Below are 19,536 nucleotides of genomic sequence, written 5' to 3'. Positions count from 1 at the left end.
CAGTAGGCAGTAGGCAGTAGGCAGTAGGCAGTAGGCAGTAGGCAGTAGGCAGTAGGCAGTAGGCAGTAGGCAGTAGGGGCTCTCTTTCCTATTGCCCACTGCCTATTCCCTACTGCCTAGATTCAGTAGACCCTGCGTGTCGGGCCGCCACCTCAACGTGTCGGGCCGCCACCTCAAAGAGAATAGCGTGGCGTGCGGCAAGCGCCGGCACATCGGTCGAATAGCCGCCGCCGATGACGCCGCAGAGCGGGATGCCGTGGCTGCGGAAATGGCCGATGACCAGGTCTTCGCGGGCGCGCAAGCCATCATCGGAAAGCGCCAGCCGGCCAAGCCTGTCCTCGGCATGAACGTCGACGCCGGCGTTGTAGAAGACGAGGTCCCAGCGCTTGCTTTCAGTGAGTTCCGGCAGGATGGCGCGGAGCCGCTCGAGATAGGCGGCATCGCCGGTGCCGTCCGGCAGGGCGACATCGAGGTCGGAAGCGATCTTGCGAACCGGGTAATTGCGCTCGCCATGCATGGAAAAAGTGAACGCGCGGGGTTCGTCTCGCAAAATGTCGGCCGTGCCGTCGCCTTGGTGCACATCGAGATCGACGACCAGGATGTTGTCGAGGGCGCCTTCCTCAAGCAACACCGCCGATGCTACGGCGACATCGTTGAAGGTGCAAAAGCCGGCGCCTTGAGCGCGCTTGGCATGGTGGCTGCCGCCGGCGGTGTTGCAGGCGATGCCGTGCCTCAGCGCCAACCGCGCCGCAAGGACAGTGCCGGCTGTCGCAAGCTGCGCCCTTAGCGAGACCCGCGGACCGACCGGAAAGCCGATCTCGCGCTCGATTTTGTGTGGCACCGCGCAGGCGATGACCTGGTCGACATAGTCGGCCGCATGAGCGAGCTTGAGCCATGCCGCCGGCGCCGGCTCGGGCATCGACAGCGCTTCCGGCGCGGTCAGCCCGCGCATCCGCAGAGCCTCCATCAAAAGCGGATATTTGCTCATCGGAAAACGATGGTTGACGGCAAAGCCGGCGTCATAGTCAGGATGATGGACGATCTGCAGCGGCATGGCTCGGCGGGCTGCGCCACCTCCGAAATTCGGTTGGCAGTTGGCGGATGATGGTTGCGTGACGCCGGCAAACTGGGGCACATCGGCTCTTCGATCAAGCCGCAAATCAGCAGGCAGAAATCCCCTTGGACATAACCCAAGCCAACGCCAGAGCCTTCGTCGTCACCAACCGCTCGGTGCTGGCAATCGCCGTGCCGATGACGCTTGCCTATCTGACGACGCCGTTGCTCGGCATCGTCGACACGGCGGTGGTCGGTCAGTTCGGCGACGCGGCCCTGCTTGGCGGCCTGGCGGCGGGATCGCTGGTCTTCGACGTCGTCTTCACCACTTTCAACTTCCTGCGCTCCGGCACCACTGGCCTCGTCGCCCAGGCTTTCGGGCGTGGCGATGCGCTGGAGGAGCAGGCCGTGCTGTGGCGCGCCGTGCTGATCGCGGTCGTCGCGGGCGTCATGCTTGCCGCCCTGTCGCCGCTCTTTGCCGTCGGCGGGCAATGGTTCATGGGCGCCGAGCCGCGCGTCAGCGCCGCGATGTCGGTCTATATCCGCATCCGGCTGCTCGCGGCACCCTTCTCGCTCATCAACTACGCCATATTGGGCTACGTGCTGGGGCGCGGCGAGGGCGGGCTGGGATTGATGCTGCAGGCGGTGCTGAACGGCATCAACATCGCGCTCTGCTTCCTGCTTGGGCTCGAACTTGGCTGGGGCGTCGCCGGCGTTGCCTGGGCGACGGTCACCGGCGAGTTCCTGGCCATGCTGCTCGGCTTGACCATTATCCTGCTGCGCTTCCGCAAACTCGAGCGGCCCTCGCGCCGGCGCATCCTCGACCTGCCGGCCTATCGGCGCATGCTGTCGCTCAACCGCGATATCATGATCCGCTCCTTCTCGCTGCTCGCCGCCTTCGCGCTGTTCACGCGCCAGGGCGCGCAGTTCGGCACGGTGACGCTCGCCGCCAATGCCGTGCTGATGAATTTCTTCCTCATTGCCGGCTATTTCCTCGACGGTTTTGCCACCGCCGCCGAGCAGCTCGCCGGCCGCGCCATCGGCGCGCATGCGCCAGCACCTTTTCGCCGCGCCGTGCAGCTCACGCTGATCTGGGGCTTTGGTCTTGCCGGCCTCGCCACGCTCATCCTGTTGACGGCCGGCGCCAGTCTTGTGGCGCTGGTGACGACATCCGCGGATGTCCGCGCGGTCGCCGACACCTATCTGCCCTGGGCCGCCTTCACGGCGCTGAGCGGCGTGCTTGCCTTCCAGATGGACGGCGTCTTCATCGGCGCCACCTGGTCGCGCGACATGCGCAACATGATGCTGGTGTCGTTCCTCGCCTTCTCAGCCGCGCTGCTGACATTGGCGCCGGTCTTCGGCAACAACGGACTATGGGCGTCGCTGCATGTCTTCCTGCTGGTGCGCGGGTTGAGCCTGCTGGCAGTGCTGAAGCTCAGGGTGCGCACGGCTTTTGGACCGAGTTCGAGGTAGATAGCAGCTTCGGAATACTCTACTCTTCCCGTTGCCGGAGAGGCAGATACCGGGGGCGGTAGTGGGAAACGCAGTCGAATCAATTGAGCCAATGGTCATCAGAGGGTCGCGCGGCAAAGCCTTACTGTTGCTTTTTGGGTGCGTGGTTTTCATTTTGGCAGGGATTTTGACGCTGCGAAATCACCCAGGAGACGGACACGTAATAACTTGGATAGGTATAATATTCTTTGGTCTAGGCGTCCCGATATCAGCTTCGTTGGTTATTCGCCCGCAAACTTTGGCCTTGGACAGGGACGGATTTATTCTCGATGGCGGTCTCCTTGCCAGACCGAAGAAAGTTGCATGGCGAGAAATCAAAGGTTTTCATGTTTGGAGACCGCGCAAGCGAAGCAAGTCGGTTGGCTACAACTTCGAGCCCGGTGCCAGGAAGGAAACCGCCCTTATGCGGGTTAACAGAGGGCTCGGCGCTGAGGACTGCCTGCCCGGTGGATGGCAATACTCACCTGACAAAATGGTCGAGATCCTGAATAGCTACCGACTTCAAGCCTTGACTTGGCAAAGCCAGATCCGGTTGGAATGACAGTTTCTTTGGCCGGATCGCCGAGCTTGGAGAAATCCGATTGCCCGACGATGTAAGCCTTCTAGTCAGGCCGCTGTCGTCTGGTACAAAGGCTTGGCAAGCCATTGATCGACATGACTGTCGCGCAATTCATGAATCGAATTGAGATTCTCTCTGTGTAAGAACTGGGCCATGCCGGCGACGATGCGCCCAGGCAGCGCCGGCCCTGCATAGATCATGCCTGTGTAGAGCTGGACCAGATCGGCGCCGGCGCGGATCTTCTCCAGCGCCGTCTCGGTCGAATCGACACCGCCGACGCCGATGATCGCCATGTCCGGCCCGAGCAGCTTGCGCATCCGGGCCAGCACCGCCGTCGAACGCTCGAACAATGGTTTTCCCGAAAGACCGCCGGCCTCATTGGCCAGATCGGCGCTTCGCAATCCAGCGCGCGAAAGCGTCGTGTTGGAGACGATGATGCCGTCGATGTTCTTCTCGCTCACCTCGGCGGCGATGTCTTCGAGCTCCGCCTCGACCAGGTCCGGCGCGATCTTCAGGAGGATGGGTGGCTGCGCGGGTGCTGCCGCACGCGCGGCCATCACCCTGGACAACAGCTCGCCAAGCTGCTCGCGCGCCTGCATGTTGCGCAAGCCCGGCGTGTTGGGCGAGGAGATGTTGACGGTGAGATAGGAGGCGTAGGGCGCGAAGCGGGCCACGCCGCGCTCATAGTCGCTGACGCGGTCGGTGCTGTCCTTGTTGGCGCCGATGTTGACGCCGACAATGCCACCGCGCGCCTTGCGGGCGGCGAGGCGTTTTTCGGCCGCGGCATGTCCTTCATTGTTGAAACCCAGCCGGTTGATCACCGCGTCATCCGCCGTCAGTCGGAAGATGCGCGGCTTGGGATTACCCGTCTGCGCCAGCGGCGTGATGGTGCCGACCTCGGCAAAACCGAAGCCCAGGCCCAGCAGAGCGTCCGGCACTTCGGCGTTCTTGTCGTAGCCGGCGGCCATGCCGAGCGGATTCGGAAAGTCGAGGCCGCAAAGGCTGAGCTTGAGCCGCGCGTCGTGCGGCAGCCGCCGCGCATCGCGTGTCGGCGACGAGGCGACCGGCAGCCCGCAACGCAGCGCCGCGATCGACAGACCATGAGCGGTTTCCGGATCGAAGGAAAAAAGCAGCTTCTGGCCGATCCGGTCGAGCACGCTCATTCGCCCTCCAGCGTAGGAAATTGATGCTGTCCATCGGCTTCGAGCGGCAGCGGTTTTGCCCAAAGGACTGCATCGAGGCCGAGCGGCGCGTAAAGATGTGGAAACAGCGCGCCGCCGCGTGACACTTCGTATTTCAGCGCGTCGCCCAGTTTTGTCTCGTCGACCGCGATCAAAAGCAGGTTCGTCTGACCTGCAAAATGCCTGGCCGCCGTCTCGCGCACCTGGGCCGCGGTGGAGAAATGGATGAAGCCGTCGACGATATCGATCGGCGCTCCGCCGAAGCGGCCGTTCTTCTCGGCTTCGCGCCACAGCGCCTCGGGCGCGATCTTGTAGATAATCTGAGACATTGTCGCGCTATAGTCCGAACCCGCGGCATGGGAAAGGCTCAAGCGCAGTTCTTCCCCATTTCCGGCGCAAAGCCGTGATACTGGCTCGCGCAATGGCTCATGGAGGATAAAGCATGCGTGTTCAGCACATTCTGATCCCCGCGGCGCTCTGCTCGCTGGTCGCCGCCACGGCCTATTCCGAGGAGACCGACCACTATCGGCTGGAGAAATCGGCCACTGGCTATGTCCGGATGGACACCCGGACCGGCGCCATGTCGATCTGCGAGGAGCGCTCCGGCCAGCTCGTCTGCAAGATGGCGGCCGACGAGCGCGCCGCCTATCAGGACGAGATCGACCGTCTCGATGGTTCGGTCAAGGCGCTCGACGAGCGCGTCGCCAAGCTCGAGAACTCGCTCTCCGCGCGGCTGGAATCCAAGCTGCCCAGCCAGGAGGATTTCACCAAATCGCTAGGCTACATGCAGCAGTTCTTCCGCACCTTCAACGACATTGTGAAGGACATGAATAAGGATGATGGCGACGGCGGGTCCAAGCTCAATCAGAAGACTTGAGCGCTCTGGGGAAAAAGCCGTATCCCGGCTTTGCCGCTTGAAAACGCGCCGCGCCGCCGCATAATCGTTCTGGTCCCCGTAAGAAGCAGACAAGCATGATGGGATCGGGGAGGGATATTTGCCGTCGGGCCACACCTTTGTCATTGCCGACGACCATCCGCTTTTTCGCGGCGCCTTGAAGGAGGCGCTGGCCGGCATCGGCAACGTCGCCGCCATCCACGAGGCCGGCGATTTCGAGAGCGCCAAGGCGTTGGTGTTGGCCAATGAAGATGTCGACATGGTGCTGCTCGACTTGTCGATGCCCGGCGCCAGCGGCCTGTCAGGCCTGATCGCGTTGCGCGGCATCCATCCGGCGGTGCCGCTGGTGGTGGTGTCGGCGCATGACGACCCCGTCACCATCCGCCGCGCGCTCGATCTCGGCGCTTCCGGCTTCATCTCCAAATCGGCAAGCATGGAAGAGATCCGCGGCGCAGTGCAGGCGGTGCTCGCCGGCGATATCGCCGCGCCGACCGGCGTCGAGCTCGGCATCGAGCGCGACCCGGAGATCTCCGACCTGATCAAGCGGCTGCGGGCGCTGACACCGCAACAGACGCGTGTGCTCGGCATGCTCGCCGAAGGCCTGCTCAACAAGCAGATCGCCTACGAGCTCGGCGTCTCCGAGGCAACCATCAAGGCGCATGTCTCGGCCATCCTGCAGAAGCTCGGCGTCGACAGCCGCACCCAGGCGGTGATCCAGCTGTCGAAGATCGGCGGCGATCCGCTGCAGCCGGTGGGCTGATAACCGTCGGGCTCAGTCCGGGCACTGAACCGCTTCCCGCCGAACCGGCCCTGCCCTGAAGATCGCAAAGCCGATTGCCGCCATGATCCAGACGCCGATGCCGCCGTAGAGCATCACCCAGCCGAAGCCATTGACCAGCGCATCATGAGCGATGTCGTTGGAAAGCCCCGGCACCGGATTGCCGGCCGCGATTCCTTCTGCGAATCGGTAGAGCCCTGCCTCGTCGAGATCGGGCAATGCCGCCTTCAGATGCGACAGCACCCCGCTCGCCAGGATGAAGCCCATCACCGCGATGTTCACGGCCAGCGAGACCATGCGCGCGCTCATGTCGATGCCGGATGCCATACCGGCGCGGTCGCGCGAAACCGAGCCCGTCGTCGTGTTGGTGACGGGCGTGTTGGTGATGCCGAGGCCGGCGCCCGCAATCAGGCAGCCGGGCAGCATGGTCAGCCAGTTGGCGTGAGGGGCAGCACTCCCCCACTTCATCAGCATGAAACCGGCGCCGATGATGGCAAGCCCCGCTGGAATGATGATGCCCGGCCGGTAGCGCAGCGACAGCCGTTCGGCCAAAGGCGGCATGACCAGCGTCGGCAGCGTGTAGGCGAGAAGCGCAAGGCCGGTGGCGAAGCTGTCCAGGCCAAGCCCGGCATGGAACCAGATCGGCAGGTAGATCATGAACGGCCAGTAGCTGATGTTCATCGCCGCCGAGCCGACGATGGCGCCGGAGAATGGGCGGATGCGAAAGACGGTGAAGTCGAACATCGGCCGCTTGCTGACCTTTTCAGCGATAAGGAAGGCGATGAAGCTTGCGATCGACAGGCCTAGGATTGCCAGCGCCGCGGGGCTTGCGAAACCCAGTTCCTGCCCCTGGGTGATATAGAAGACCAGGCAGAAGACGGCAGGCGAGAGCGTCAGGATGCCGGCAAGGTCGAGCTTGCCCGCTCCGGGGTCCTTCGATTCATGCACGCCGAACAAGGCGAGCAGGAAGGCGACGATCGCCACCGCCACATGGATGAGGAACACCCACTGCCAGCTCGACAAAGCGACGATGCCGCCGCCGATGATCGGGCCGAAGCCGAGGCCGACGCCGAAGATGACGCCCCACCAGCCCCAGGCGATGGCGCGCTCGCGGCCTTCCTGGAATTCATGTGACAGCACGGCCAATTGGCAGATCAGCATGGCGCCGCCGCTCAAGCCTTGCAGGAAACGGGCGGCGATCAGCATCGAGACGTTGTCGGCCAGGCCGCAGATCAGCGAGGCGAGGCCGAATGCGACGATCGAGACCAGGAAGACGCGCTTGCGTCCGTAACGGTCGGCGATCGTGCCGACCGCCATCAGCACGGTGGTGACGGCAATGGTGTAGGCGTTCATCACCCATTGCAGCTGCTTGAAATCGGCGTTCAGCACCTGCTCCAGCGTCGGCAGGATGGTGGGAACGCTGGAAATCTCCAGCCCGAACATCAGGCAGGCGAGGCACGCGGCCAACAAAACGACGATGCCTCGGCGGGTGAGGACAGTGGGCATGATCAAACCTTTCGAATTCTTAAGGCAGGACGAATTGCGGTCGCCGCCGCGCTCCGTTCAAACTAGGGCAGGGTTGATCATTTTAGAATTGCATGCTTGGCTATTTCAGCGACAACAAAACGAGATAACTGACATGACGCTGGACGTAGATGCGGTGAAAGCTTTCGTCGCCGTCGCCGAGCTGCGCAGTTTTACGCGCGCGGCCGAGGCGCTGGGCAGCACGCAAGGCGCAATCAGCGTCAAGCTGAAGCGGCTCGAGGATCGGGTCGGCCAGAAGTTGATCGAGCGGACGCCGCGGCTGGTGCGCCTCTCGGCGCGCGGCGCGGTGTTCCTCGAACCGGCGCGCGAGCTGCTCGCCGCGCATGACCGCGCCGTCGCCAGTCTCGCCGCCGTCCGCCGTCACTTCCGGCTGGGCATTGCCACCCATGTCGGCGGCGCCGAAGTGCCGACCTTGCTGGCGCGGCTCAACGCGCATGATCCGGCTTTGACCATCGAGGTGCGGCTCGACGATACACGCGACTTGATCGCTGCGTTCGATCGTGGCGACCTCGATGCCGCGATCGTCCGGCGCGAGGACGACCGCCGCGACGGCGAGGTGCTGGCGCCCGAACATTTCGGCTGGTACGCCACGCCGGATTTCGTCTACCGCGCCGGCGAGCCGCTACGACTGGCCGCCTCGTCGCCTTCCTGCAGCATCCGCGACATCATCACCAGCGCGCTCGATGCGGTTGGAATACCGTGGACGCAGGTTTTCCTGGGCTGCGGCTCCTTCGCGGTTGCGGAAGCCGTTTCAGCCGGCCTCGCCGCATCGGTCTTCTCGTGCCGGCTGGCGCCGCCGGGAACGATCGAAGTCAGCCGTAAATTCGGCCTGCCACCACTGCCGGCGTCGGAGATCGTGCTCTTGTCCACGCTCTCCGATGCCCAATCGCGCGAGGCGCTGCGGACGCTCGCCATGGCGTTTCGCGAGCATCGTCCGTGGCCGGCGGCCAACGCCGCGAAGCCCCGGTTTCGCAACTCGCAGATGGCCGACAGCCCCGTCTGACGCTGTCGACCCGCGTCTGCGCGTAGCGCCGAACGAGTATCTCAGCGATAGTTTTCGACGGCCGAACCCAGTTGCGGCGTGGCATCATCCTCGCTCGGGCGCGAAGGATTCCGCGCTCGTCCGATCGCGGCGCCAAGGCCGAGCGAAGCGATCGCCACCAGCGGAATGCCGGCGACCCAGGGCAAGCGCGGCGCGAGAGCGTAGAGCGCGGTGCCGATCGAAGGCCCGAGCGAGTCCTTGAGGTCGACCGCAACGGAAGAGGCGGCCATGTAGGAGGCGCGCCGCGCCGAAGGCGCCAGCGCATTGACGGCGGTCGGCACCAGCGGTCCGACCAGCATCTGCGCCACCGCGCACAGGCTGACGGCAGCGACCAGCGAGATCATGGCCGGCGAGGCCGCGAGCAGGGCGAAGGCGGCGATGGTCGAGATGCCGGCGCCGATCGTCAGCCACAGCGCCGACCGTGTCTCGGCAAACCGGCTTACCAGCATCTGCAGGCCGACCGTCAGCGCGGCCGCGTAGGCAAAGAGCGCGCCGACACCGGATGGAGCGAGCGTGCCGGCATCGTGCGCATAGAGCGGGATCACAGCCTCGATCCAGTTGCCGGAGATTTCGAACAGCACGACCCAGACAAGCAGCTTGGCCAAGCGGCCATCGCGGAAAGCCGGCAGCAGCGCCGACAGGCCTTCCTCTCCTGCCTCGTCGGCACCTTCGTCGCCACGACCGCTGCCGATCGTCTCGGCAAGCGCGACCAGCATGACAATGCCGCCCAACAGCAGCATGACGCCGCCGGCGAGGAACACGCTGCTCAGCGATATCAGCGCCAGCAGCGCGCCGCAGGCCGGTCCAAGAATCTGGCCGGCACCCGAGCTGACATGCGCCAGGCTGAACCAGCGCGGATGCGTCGATGGCACTGTAACATCGGCGATCACGGTCAGGATTGTCGGGTGGAGCACGGACTCGCACATCCCGGTCAACAGCAGCACGATCGCCGTGGCGACGACACCGTGGACGAAGAACAGCGCGGTGAAACCGCAGCCGACGCCAAGCGCCGACAGCACCAGCACCGGCCGCCGGCCGACCCGGTCGGCGATGCCGCCAATCAGCGGCGCCGCGACGAGTTCGCCACCGGCATAGCAGGCAAAGAGCAGGCCAATCGCGCCGATGGGAATGTTCGCCTCGCTGCTTGCCCATAGTGGAAAGAAAGGCACCATCGCGCCGTCGGCGAAGCCGGCGCAGAAGAACAGGAAGAGCCCGAGCAGGGCCGGGCGCGGCAGCGCGCGCCAGGCGGATGGAAAGATGGTCACGATATCACCTACGCGTCAGAGGGCCCTCAGGCCCGGATTGCGCGTTGGTTGACGTAAACGCCTACGGCTGCCTGGAGAGCAGCATGTTTTGTGTCGAAATGCGCTTAGCCGAGCCGCATCGACAACTCGACGTCGACGCCGAACGGCGTCGACGTGTAGCCGCCAGTCGGCGCGCGCACGCGCTGCAGATAGCCCGGCGAAAAGTCGGCATTGTCGGCGATGACCAATGCACCCGGCCGCAGCCGGCTTTCGCCCAGTTCCAGGATTTCCGGATAGAGCGCCTTGGCGCCGTCGAGCAGCAGAAGATCAATCGTTTCCGGCAAATCGGCGGCGAGCGTTTCCAGCGCATCGCCCTCGCGCACCTCCACCAGGTCGATGAGGCCGCCTTCAGTCAGATTGGCCTTGGCGCGGGTGACCTTGGACGGCTCGAATTCGGTCGTGATCAGACGGCCGCCACCATTGTCCCTGAGCGCGGCGGCCAGATAGAGCGTCGAGATGCCGAACGAGGTGCCGAATTCGACGATGATGCGCGCGCCGGTGCTGCGCGCCAGCATGTAGAGCAGCGTGCCCGTCTCCGGCGAAACCGCGAGCCAGAGCTCCTTCAGATTGCCGTAGAATTCACGATACTCGGTCTTGCTGTTGACGAGGCGCGCCCGCTCCTCGCTCGAATATTGCGCGATCGCCGGGCTGGTCGCGGCATCGGCTTCCGTCAACAGGCGCGAAAGCAGCGGTGCAAACGGGGTGAGGGTGGTCATGGCTGTCTCCGATCAATGCATTCTTGTGTCGTCTCGAAAATACGAATAATCCTTCAGGTTTCCAATTCGCATTCCCCAGCGCGCCGATGATCAAACGCCCAAGCCCTTCAATTTCCACCCGAAAACAGCCCAAACAGGCTCGTGCCACAGAGCTTGTCGCGGCCATTTTAGAGGCAGCTGCTCAGGTTTTGGCGAGCGAAGGAGCGCAGCGTTTCACCACCACGCGCGTGGCCGAGAAGGCCGGCGTCAGCGTTGGCTCGCTTTATCAGTATTTCCCCAACAAGGCGGCGCTGCTGTTCAGGCTGCAGAGCGACGAATGGCGCCAGACGACCGACTTGCTGTGCGGCAATTTTCAGGACGTCTCCCAACCGCCGCTCGGACGCGTCCGCACGCTGGTCCATGCCTTCATCCGTTCCGAATGCGAGGAGGCGGCGGTGCGCGGGGCGCTGAATGACGCGGCGCCGCTCTATCGCGACGCGCCCGAGGCGCAGGAGGCCAAGGCCATGGCCGACCGCACGGTCCAGTCCTTTACGCTGGAGACACTGCCCGGGGCCCCGGAAGCTGTCCGCGCGATGACCGCAGAGTTGATCATGAAAACGCTCAGCGCCGTCGGCGCGGATTTTTCGGCGAAGGAGCGGACATCGGCGGAGATCGAAACCTATTCCGACGCGCTCGCCGATATGTTCTGCGCCTATCTAAGAAGCCTTGGGCATCGAGGCTGAGGTGCAGAGGTCACTCCGCCGCCGATGCGAGCGGCCTGACGCGCGCCATCATCGAACGCAGCACCGCCGGCTTCAGCGGCTTGTTGATCACCGGTATGTCGAGCTTGCCTGCCGCAATGCGCACCTCGCTGGAGCGGTCGGCGGTGACCAATACGCAAGCGAGCTCCTGGCCGTAGCTGGCACGCAGGGCATCGATCGCTTCGAGGCCCGTGCCGCCGTCGAGATGATAATCGGCAAGCACGATATCCGGTCTCGGCGAGCCCGGTTTCAGCGGATCGCCCGCTCCCGAAGCTGTCTCGACGCGGCAGCCCCAGCCTTCGAGCAGCAGCCGCATGCCATCGAGGATACGCGCGTCATTGTCGATGCACAGCACATTGAGCCCGGCAAGCGACGAGACGACGCGCACCGGTGTCTTCACGATCTCACGCGACGGCACTGAAATCGCCGCGACCGGCAGCAGGACGGAAAAGCGCGTGCCCTTGCCCGGATTGGAGAAGATCCGGATCTCGAGCCGCAGCACGCGTGCGATGCGGTCGACGATCGAGAGGCCGAGGCCTAGGCCCTCGGCCTCGCGCGCGCCTTCGTCGAGGCGGGTGAACTCGTGGAAGACGGTGTTCAGCTTGTCGCCGGCGATGCCGATGCCGGTGTCGATCACCTGGATTTCGGCAAGCTCCCCGCGCCGCCGCACCCCGACCAGGATGCGGCCCTTGCGTGTGTACTTGATGGCGTTGGAGACCAGGTTCTGGATCAGCCTGCGCAACAGATTACGGTCGGTCGTCACGCCGAGCGACGACGGCATGATCTTGAGGTCGAGTTTCTTTTCGGCGGCGAGCGGGCGGAAATCATTGCCGATCTGGGCAAGCAGCCCGCCGAGATCGAAGGCGGTGTCGTCGGGTTTCATCGCGCCGGCGTCGAGGCGTGAGATGTCGAGCACCGCGCCGAGGATCGTCTCGACCGATTCCAGCGAGGATTCGATGTTGACTGCCGCCTTGCCGGCCGGCCCTTTGCCGGCCTTCTCGATCAGCGACGAGCAGTAGAGCCGCGCGGCGTTGAGCGGCTGCAGGATGTCGTGGCCGGCGGCGGCGAGGAAGCGCGTCTTGCCGAGATTGGCCTCCTCGGCCAGCATCTGCGCCTGCGCCAGTTCCTCGTTGACGCGGGTGAGCTCAATGGTGCGGGTCTTGACCCGCTGCTCCAACGATTCGTTTGCCCGCTTCAGCGCCAGGTCCTGCTCGACGCGGCCGGAGATGTCGGCATAGGTGGCGACGATGCCGCCGTCGGGCATCGGGTTCGAGCGCAGCTCCAGGATCCGGCCGCTGGTCTTGAGCTCCATCTGCCAGGGGCTGACGAAGCTGGTCAGCCGGTTCAGCATCATCACCCGTTGTTCGGTGGGAATGTCGCCACGCTCGGCGAGGTGTCGCAGGATCTGGTCGAGCGACACGCCGACCTGGCCCATCTCGTCCGGCAGGTCGAACAGCGTCCGGTATTGCCGGTTCCAGCAGATCAGCCGGAAATCCCGGTCGAAGACGGTGATGCCTTGCTCCATCTGGTCGAGCGCGATCTGCAGCAAGTCGCGATTGTGCTGCAACGCCTCGGTGGCGTCGTCGAGCAGTTTGAAGGCGTCCCTGGAATCGCGATCGTTGCGGCGGAAAAGCAGCGACAGGATCAGCCGCGCCGACGACGAGCCAACCGCACTTGCCAGAAGCTGCTCGGAGAAGCGGATGACATCCATGCTGGCCTGTTCCTTGCCATGCAGGGAGACTTTCGCGTTCTTCTCGAAGGACTGGAAGGAGCGCTCGGTGCGCTCGACACCGAGATAGCGCGAGATGGTGTCCTTGAGGTCGTTGACGGTGACGGCGGTGCGGAAGCGTCGCAGGCTGGGCATCGGGCCGGCCTCGCGCGGCACGAAGATCGCCGCCTGGATGCGCTCTAGCGGCACCGACGCGCGCGACAGCGAGCCGAGCACGAAGAACAAGGCATTTACGGACAGGCTCCACAGCACACCGTGATTCAGCGGCTCGCCGAGCGTGCCGAACAGCGCCTGTGGCCTCAGCGCCTCGAAGCCGAACAGGCCATGCGCGAGGATGTCGGCGTTGGCGCCGACAAGCGAGGGCAGCAGCAGCGTGTAGCCCCACACCGCGATGCCGGCGACCATGCCGAGTGCCGCGCCCCGGCCGTTGGCGCGGCGCCAGATCAGTCCGCCGATCAGTGCCGGCGCGAACTGCGCGATGGCCGCAAACGACATCAGCCCGATCGATGACAGCCGTGCGCTGTCGGTGCTCTCGCGGTAGTAGAGGAAGGCGATGAACAAGAGGATGAAGATCGAGGCGCGGCGCACGTTGAGGATCAGCGTCGACCAGTCCTCGTTCTCGGAAGAACTGGTCTTGAGCACGCGGCGCACGAACAGCGGAATGACGAGATCGTTGGAGATCATGATCGACAGCGCGACGCTTTCGACGATGACCATCGCGGTCGCCGCCGACAGGCCGCCGATGAACGCCGCCATGGCCAGCACATCATGGCCGTTGAACAGCGGCAGCGACAGCACGTAGAGGTCGCTGCTGGTCCTTGTGCCGACCAGCGACAGGCCGGCAAAGGCGATCGGCAGCACGAACAGATTGATCGCCACCAGATAGAGCGGGAACACCCAGGTCGCGGTGCGCAACTCGGCCTCGCTGCGGTTCTCGACGATGGTGACGTAGAACTGGCGCGGCAGCATCAGGACGGCAAAGCCGCTCAACCCCGTCAGCACGAGCCAGGTGGCCAAAGAGGTGTTGTAGCTCATCGCCTGCCGCACCTGGCCGTTGGCGGCGAGCTTGGCAAACATGTCGCCGGGACCGCCGAAGACCAGGAAGGTCACCATCAGGCCGATGGCGAGGAAGGCAGCAAGCTTGACCACGGTCTCGACCGCCACCGCCAGCATCAGCCCGTCCTGATGCTCGGTCGCGTCGGCATGGCGGGTGCCGAACAGCACGGCAAACAGCGCGAGCAGCATGGCGACGACCAGCGAGATGTCGCTGACGAACGGATCGAAGCTCGGCGGCGAGCCGGTATAGTGCTCGACCATCAGGCTGACGGAGCCGGAGATCGCCTTCAACTGCAGCGCGATATAGGGCACCGCGCCGATGGTGGCGATCACCGTCGCGATCGCGGCGACGGTGAAACTCTTGCCGTAGCGGGCGCCCAGAAGATCGGCAATCGAGGTGATCTTCTCGCTTTTGGCCAGCTTGACCATGCGGTTGAGCAACGGAAAGCCGAACACGAACACCAGAACCGGGCCGGTATAGATGCCGAGGAATTCGAGCCCGCGCTCCGAGGACAGGCCGACCGAGCCGAAGAAGGTCCAGGAGGTGCAGTAGATGGCAAGGCTGAGCGCATAGATGAACGGCCGCGCCCTGCCGAACCCGGCCGTTGCCGCGCGCCGGTCGCCGATGCTGGCGATGGCAAAAAGCAGCGTCACATAGGCGATCGCGATGATGACGACGAACCAGCCCAGCACGGCCGCACTTCCTCCCTAGAGCATGATGCCGAAAAGTGGGGAGCGGTTTTCGGGCGGACATCATGCTCTATTTCATGATTTAAACCCGTTTTCCTCCGGCGCTCACAACGCAACCACAGCCCGGCGCCCGAGTCCACCGCGGCTTTCGGCGCATATGTCGTCGTTGATGACGCTGCGTAAACACAAAGCGGTGCTTTGGTCCTTTTTCCGGTTTTGCAACCGGGGGTTTTTGTTATGGTGGGCTAGGGCCGGCGCCGAAGGACATTGGTGAGGCGGCAGCGCGGCCCATCAAGGAGGGACGAATGCTGAAAGAATTCCAGGAATTCATCTCCAAAGGCAATGTGATGGACTTGGCCGTAGGCGTCATCATCGGCGCCGCCTTCGGCAAGATCGTCGACTCGTTGGTCAACGACATCATCATGCCGATTGTCGGTGCGATCTTCGGTGGGCTGGACTTCAACAACTATTTCTTCGGGCTGTCCTCGAACGTCCATTCGGCCACTCTGGCCGAGGCCAAGAAAGAGGGTGCCGTCTTCGCCTATGGCAGCTTCATCACCGTCGTGCTGAACTTCCTGATCCTTGCCTTCATCATCTTCCTGATGGTCAAGGCGGTAAACAATATGCGCAGGCGGCTGGAGAAGGAAAAACCCGCCCCTGCCGCTGCGCCGCCGCCGGCGGATGTCGCGCTGCTGACCGAAATCCGCGATCTTCTCGCCAAGAAGTAATCCTCGCGGACGCTCTGGACCAAAACCCCGGCCGCCTGCGGCTGGGGTTTTCTGTTTGGCAATCTGCTAAGAGCCGTGCCGAGACGAATACGGATTTGCTCATGACCCTTATCCAGACCTTGCGCACCGAAGCGCGCGCGGCGCCCGAAAGCGGCATCGTCGCCGTCGTCAACCACGGCCGCCTGCGTGAAGGCCTGATACCGCTCTGGGCCGGCGAGGGTGACCTTCCAACGCCCGCTTTCATCAGCGATGCCGCCGCCCGCGGGCTCGCCAATGGCGAAACCTTCTACACCTGGCAGAAGGGCATTCCCGATCTCAGGCAGGCGCTCGCCCGCTACTACGCCAGGCATTTCGGCAAGAGCTTCCCCGAAGAGCAGTTCATCGTCACCGCCTCCGGCATGCATGCCATCCAGCTGGCCATCGACGCGATCGCCGGCAGTGGCGACGAGGTGATCTACCTCTCGCCGGCCTGGCCGAATTTCGCCGCCGCCGCCGGTGTGGCGGGCGCCGTGCCGGTGCCCGTCGTGCTCGACCAGTCCGGCAATGGCTGGTCCTGCGATGTCGACAAGATCGCCTCCGCCATCACGCCGCGTACGAAGGTGCTGTTCATCAACACCCCGTCCAACCCGACCGGTTGGACCGCCGACAAGGAGACGCTGCAGGCGATTCTGGATCTGGCCCGCGAAAAGGGCCTTTGGATCATCGCCGACGAGATCTATTCGCTGTTCCATTACGGCCATGGCCGCGCGCCATCCTTCCTCGACATCGCCACTGCCGAAGACCGCATCCTGTTCGTCAACAGCTTTTCCAAGAACTGGGCGATGACCGGCTGGCGCGTCGGCTGGATCAAGACCCATCCGGCGTTGCAGCAGGTGTTCGAGAACCTGATCCAGTATTCGACCTCGGGCGTGGCGCAATTCATGCAGCGTGGCGCGGTCGCCGCCCTGGACGAGGGTGACGCGTTCATCTTCGAGCAAGTGGAGCGGGCGAGGGCGGCGCGCGATCTGGTCTGCGGCATCCTGGGCGCTACCGGCAAGGCGCGCTTCACCGTGCCGCAAGGCGCCTTCTATCTGTTTTTCACCGTCGACGGCATCATCGATTCCCGTACCGCCGCCTTCGACATCGTCGACAACGCCAATGTCGGCCTGGCGCCGGGCACGGCCTTCGGTCCCGGTGGCGAGGCCTTCCTCAGGCTATGCTTCCACCGCCGCCTCGATCAGCTCGAGGAAGCGGCGCATCGGCTGGCGAAATGGATGAAGACTGTCTGAACTGGCCTTAAGCCGGATTGAAACTCGCTCCGGTGAGTCAGCCGGTGCGGATTTCGAGAACCGGAGCGCAGCGGACATTCAGGTCCGTGAGCACCGGAAGCACAGAAAACCGCGGCGGATGGCCGCCGGAGTAGAGTTTCAAACGGCTTCAGCCGCCTGACTTCGGCACCAGGAGCGGAACAATCCGGTCGCTCTTGGCCACGGCTGGCCGTCCGGCGGAGCCGTAGGAAATGCCCAGCGCATCCCAGGTCTCGACCAGCGCGTCCTGCAATTCGGCGATCAGCGCGTCCGAGTGGAACGGCGTCGGCGTGATGCGCAGCCGCTCGGTGCCGCGCGGCACGGTCGGGTAGTTGATCGGCTGGATATAGATGCCGTGCACGCCGAGCAGGCGGTCGCTGGCCATTTTGCAGAGTTCGGGATCGCCGACCAGCACCGGCACGATGTGGGTCGCCGATTCCATCACCGGCAAGCCGGCGGCCGAAAGGATCTGCTTGGTCGTGGCCGCCTGGCGCTGCTGCGCGTCGCGCTCGGCCTGCGAGCGCTTGAGGTGCCGGATCGAGGTGGTGGCGGCCGCGGCGATCGCCGGCGGCAGCGCGGTGGTGAAGATGAAGCCCGGAGCGTAGGAGCGCACGGCGTCGATGACGGCGCTGGTGCCGGTGATGTAGCCGCCCAGCGTGCCGAAAGCCTTGGCCAGCGTGCCTTCGATGATGTCGATGCGATCGGCGAGGCCTTCGCGCTCGGTGATGCCGCCGCCGCGCGGTCCGTACATGCCGACGGCATGGACCTCGTCGATATAGGTCATGGCGTTGTAGCGTTCGGCGAGCTCGACGATCTCTCTGATCGGGGCGATGTCGCCGTCCATCGAATAGACGCTTTCGAACACGATCAGCTTGGCGCGCTCGCGCCCGGCCGCCTGTAAGAGGCTTTCCAGATGCGCGACGTCGTTGTGGCGAAAGATTTTCTTTTCGGCGCCGGAGCGGCGCACGCCCTCGATCATCGAGGCATGGTTCAGCTCATCCGAAATGATCAGGCAGTTGGGCAACAGCCGGGCAATGGTCGAGATCGACGCCTCGTTGGAGACGAAGCCCGACGTGAAGACGAGTGCCGCTTCCTTGTCATGCAGGTCGGCGAGCTCATGCTCGAGCTCGACCAGCGGGTTCGACGTGCCGGAAATGTTGCGGGTGCCGCCGGCGCCCGAGCCCATTTTGCCGGCCGTATTCTGGAACGCGGCGATGACATCGGCGTTCTGGCCCATGCCGAGATAGTCGTTGGAGCACCATACGGTGATTTCCCGGGCGCGCCCATTGGAGCGCCAGATGGCGCGCGGAAACTTGCCCACGATACGCTCGAGGTCGGCGAAAACGCGGTAACGCCGCTCGGCGTGGAGCTGGTCGATCGCGTCTTCGAAGAACCGCTGATAATTCATGTCAGCATCCCAGTTTTGCGCCGGATCATAATCATAGCCCCAAGCCACGTAAACCGGACCCAACCGGTCAAAATGCCACGCCCAGACCCTGTTCCTAACGATGCCGGATCGTGGCCTATTCCCGGCGGTGTGAACGAACTTCGTTTCGATACAATGCCTCGGGGCGGAGGAACTGTTACGGATTTAACATTCAGGGTGTAGTGGGCTTGCGACGGGGTTTCCAGCACGGCGGCTGTTGAGACAGTTTCCGATAAATCTTGATCAACGAGGACACGACATGACGGTTTTGGTGACAGGCGGTGCCGGCTATATCGGCAGCCATATGGTCTGGGAACTGCTCGACGCAGGTGAAAGCGTCGTGGTGCTCGACCGGCTTTCGACCGGTTTCGAATGGGCGGTGGCGCCTGAGGCAAAGCTGATCGTTGGCGATGTCGCCGACCGTGAACTGGTCGGCCAGGTCATCCGCGAGAACAAGGTCGACGCCATTATCCACTTCGCCGGCTCGATCGTGGTGCCGGAATCGGTCGCCGACCCACTTGCCTATTACGAGAACAACACCTCGAAGACCCGCACGCTGATCGAGACCGCAGTGCGCGAGGGCGTGCCGCATTTCATCTTTTCTTCGACGGCCGCCGTCTATGGTGGCGCCGGACTGGAACCGGTGCGCGAGGATGCGCGACTGGCGCCGGAATCGCCCTATGGCCTCTCCAAGCTGATGAGCGAATGGATGCTGCGCGACGCTGGTATGGCGCACGACATCCGCTACACGGCGCTGCGCTATTTCAACGTCGCCGGCGCCGATCCCAAGGGTCGTACCGGACAGTCGACGCCAGGCGCCACGCATCTGATCAAGGTCGCCTGCGAGACCGCGCTCGGCAAGCGGCCGTTCATGCAGGTCTTCGGTAAAGACTATCCGACACCGGACGGCACCTGCATCCGCGATTACATCCATGTCAGCGACCTTGCCGCGGCGCACCGGCTGGCGCTGCAGCGGCTGCGCGAGGGCGGCCAGAGCCTGGTCGCCAATTGCGGCTACAGCCACGGCTATTCGGTGCTGGAAGTGATCGACAGCGTGCGCCGCGCCTTCGGCCATGATTTCGATGTCCGCATGGGCGACCGCCGCCCCGGCGATGCTGCGGCCGTTGTCGCTAACTCCGATCTTGCCCGTCAGGAATTCGGCTGGGCGCCGCGGCGCGACGATCTTGATCTCATCGTCAAGGATGCGTTGGCTTGGGAACGCATTTTGACGACCAAGAACTCAGTGAGAAACTAACCCGTTGGGCCAAGGGCTCGTCCGGCGCATTCATACACGGT

At 64.0% G+C, this 19,536-nt stretch carries 17 protein-coding genes; 9 read left to right on the top strand and 8 right to left on the bottom strand.

What is annotated here, in order from left to right:
• Positions 1 to 109: 109 nt before the first annotated feature.
• Positions 110 to 1,054 carry a histone deacetylase gene (locus tag AB6802_RS17005; protein WP_371011293.1) on the bottom strand — a complete coding sequence of 315 codons (945 nt, stop codon included), beginning with the start codon at positions 1,052 to 1,054 and terminating at the stop codon, positions 110 to 112.
• 125 nt (positions 1,055 to 1,179) lie between these two features.
• Here AB6802_RS17005 and AB6802_RS17000 point away from each other — a divergent pair, with 125 nt between their 5' ends.
• Complete coding sequence (locus AB6802_RS17000) at positions 1,180 to 2,526, top strand: MATE family efflux transporter (protein ID WP_371011292.1); 1,347 nt, start codon at positions 1,180 to 1,182, stop codon at positions 2,524 to 2,526.
• Positions 2,527 to 2,617: 91 nt separating this feature from the next.
• Positions 2,618 to 3,106, top strand: a complete 489-nt coding sequence (locus AB6802_RS16995) for an STM3941 family protein (protein WP_371011306.1) — start codon at positions 2,618 to 2,620, stop codon at positions 3,104 to 3,106.
• Between the two features lie 65 nt (positions 3,107 to 3,171).
• Here the strand turns inward: AB6802_RS16995 and AB6802_RS16990 are convergent, their stop codons facing one another.
• Both AB6802_RS16990 and AB6802_RS16985 read right to left on the bottom strand, forming a co-directional pair.
• On the bottom strand, positions 3,172 to 4,287 hold the full coding sequence (locus tag AB6802_RS16990) for a quinone-dependent dihydroorotate dehydrogenase (protein WP_371011291.1): 1,116 nt from the start codon (positions 4,285 to 4,287) through the stop codon (positions 3,172 to 3,174).
• On the bottom strand, positions 4,284 to 4,634 hold the full coding sequence (locus AB6802_RS16985; protein ID WP_371011290.1) for a DUF952 domain-containing protein: 351 nt from the start codon (positions 4,632 to 4,634) through the stop codon (positions 4,284 to 4,286). The genes AB6802_RS16990 and AB6802_RS16985 overlap by 4 nt, the downstream gene beginning before the upstream one ends.
• 113 nt (positions 4,635 to 4,747) lie before the next feature.
• On the opposite strand from AB6802_RS16985, the gene AB6802_RS16980 reads away from it, so the two are divergent.
• Together AB6802_RS16980 and AB6802_RS16975 are read left to right on the top strand one after the other, a co-directional pair.
• Positions 4,748 to 5,182 carry a hypothetical protein gene (locus tag AB6802_RS16980; RefSeq protein WP_371011289.1) on the top strand — a complete coding sequence of 145 codons (435 nt, stop codon included), beginning with the start codon at positions 4,748 to 4,750 and terminating at the stop codon, positions 5,180 to 5,182.
• Positions 5,183 to 5,300: 118 nt separating this feature from the next.
• Positions 5,301 to 5,960 (top strand): response regulator transcription factor, encoded by a 660-nt coding sequence (locus AB6802_RS16975; RefSeq protein WP_371011288.1) that lies wholly within the window; start codon positions 5,301 to 5,303, stop codon positions 5,958 to 5,960.
• 12 nt (positions 5,961 to 5,972) lie between these two features.
• Here AB6802_RS16975 and AB6802_RS16970 read toward each other — a convergent pair whose 3' ends face one another.
• On the bottom strand, positions 5,973 to 7,484 hold the full coding sequence (locus AB6802_RS16970; RefSeq protein ID WP_371011287.1) for an MFS transporter: 1,512 nt from the start codon (positions 7,482 to 7,484) through the stop codon (positions 5,973 to 5,975).
• A gap of 133 nt (positions 7,485 to 7,617) precedes the next feature.
• Between AB6802_RS16970 and AB6802_RS16965 the strand changes: the two genes are divergently transcribed.
• Positions 7,618 to 8,526: a LysR family transcriptional regulator gene (locus AB6802_RS16965; RefSeq protein WP_371011286.1), complete on the top strand. Its 909-nt coding sequence runs from the start codon at positions 7,618 to 7,620 to the stop codon at positions 8,524 to 8,526.
• A gap of 41 nt (positions 8,527 to 8,567) precedes the next feature.
• On the opposite strand, the gene AB6802_RS16960 is transcribed toward AB6802_RS16965, so the two are convergent.
• The gene (locus tag AB6802_RS16960) at positions 8,568 to 9,830 is read right to left on the bottom strand and encodes an MDR family MFS transporter (protein ID WP_371011285.1); all 1,263 of its coding nucleotides are present in this window, start codon (positions 9,828 to 9,830) and stop codon (positions 8,568 to 8,570) included.
• 104 nt (positions 9,831 to 9,934) lie between these two features.
• Entirely contained in the window at positions 9,935 to 10,585 is a 651-nt protein-coding gene (locus AB6802_RS16955; RefSeq protein WP_371011284.1) for an O-methyltransferase, read from the bottom strand.
• Between the two features lie 86 nt (positions 10,586 to 10,671).
• Between AB6802_RS16955 and AB6802_RS16950 the strand changes: the two genes are divergently transcribed.
• Positions 10,672 to 11,307, top strand: coding sequence for a TetR family transcriptional regulator (locus AB6802_RS16950; RefSeq protein ID WP_371011305.1), 636 nt, complete (start codon positions 10,672 to 10,674; stop codon positions 11,305 to 11,307).
• Positions 11,308 to 11,317: 10 nt separating this feature from the next.
• Here AB6802_RS16950 and AB6802_RS16945 read toward each other — a convergent pair whose 3' ends face one another.
• Positions 11,318 to 14,803, bottom strand: coding sequence for a PAS-domain containing protein (locus AB6802_RS16945; RefSeq protein ID WP_371011283.1), 3,486 nt, complete (start codon positions 14,801 to 14,803; stop codon positions 11,318 to 11,320).
• Positions 14,804 to 15,105: 302 nt separating this feature from the next.
• On the opposite strand from AB6802_RS16945, the gene mscL reads away from it, so the two are divergent.
• Both mscL and AB6802_RS16935 read left to right on the top strand, forming a co-directional pair.
• A complete protein-coding gene (gene mscL / locus AB6802_RS16940; RefSeq protein WP_371011282.1) occupies positions 15,106 to 15,528 on the top strand; it encodes a large conductance mechanosensitive channel protein MscL in 423 nt (140 codons plus the stop codon).
• A 101-nt stretch (positions 15,529 to 15,629) separates the two neighbouring features.
• Positions 15,630 to 16,796 carry a pyridoxal phosphate-dependent aminotransferase gene (locus AB6802_RS16935; protein WP_371011281.1) on the top strand — a complete coding sequence of 389 codons (1,167 nt, stop codon included), beginning with the start codon at positions 15,630 to 15,632 and terminating at the stop codon, positions 16,794 to 16,796.
• A 148-nt stretch (positions 16,797 to 16,944) separates the two neighbouring features.
• Here the strand turns inward: AB6802_RS16935 and hemA are convergent, their stop codons facing one another.
• Complete coding sequence (gene hemA / locus AB6802_RS16930) at positions 16,945 to 18,222, bottom strand: 5-aminolevulinate synthase (protein ID WP_371011280.1); 1,278 nt, start codon at positions 18,220 to 18,222, stop codon at positions 16,945 to 16,947.
• Between the two features lie 277 nt (positions 18,223 to 18,499).
• On the opposite strand from hemA, the gene galE reads away from it, so the two are divergent.
• Complete coding sequence (galE, locus tag AB6802_RS16925; protein WP_371011279.1) at positions 18,500 to 19,495, top strand: UDP-glucose 4-epimerase GalE; 996 nt, start codon at positions 18,500 to 18,502, stop codon at positions 19,493 to 19,495.
• Positions 19,496 to 19,536: the final 41 nt, after the last annotated feature.

It is taken from the genome of Mesorhizobium sp. RCC_202 (assembly GCF_041355295.1).
Lineage (GTDB): Bacteria > Pseudomonadota > Alphaproteobacteria > Rhizobiales > Rhizobiaceae > Mesorhizobium.
Note: the sequence above shows the minus strand (reverse complement) of the source record. Positions and strands in the feature narration are given on the sequence as shown.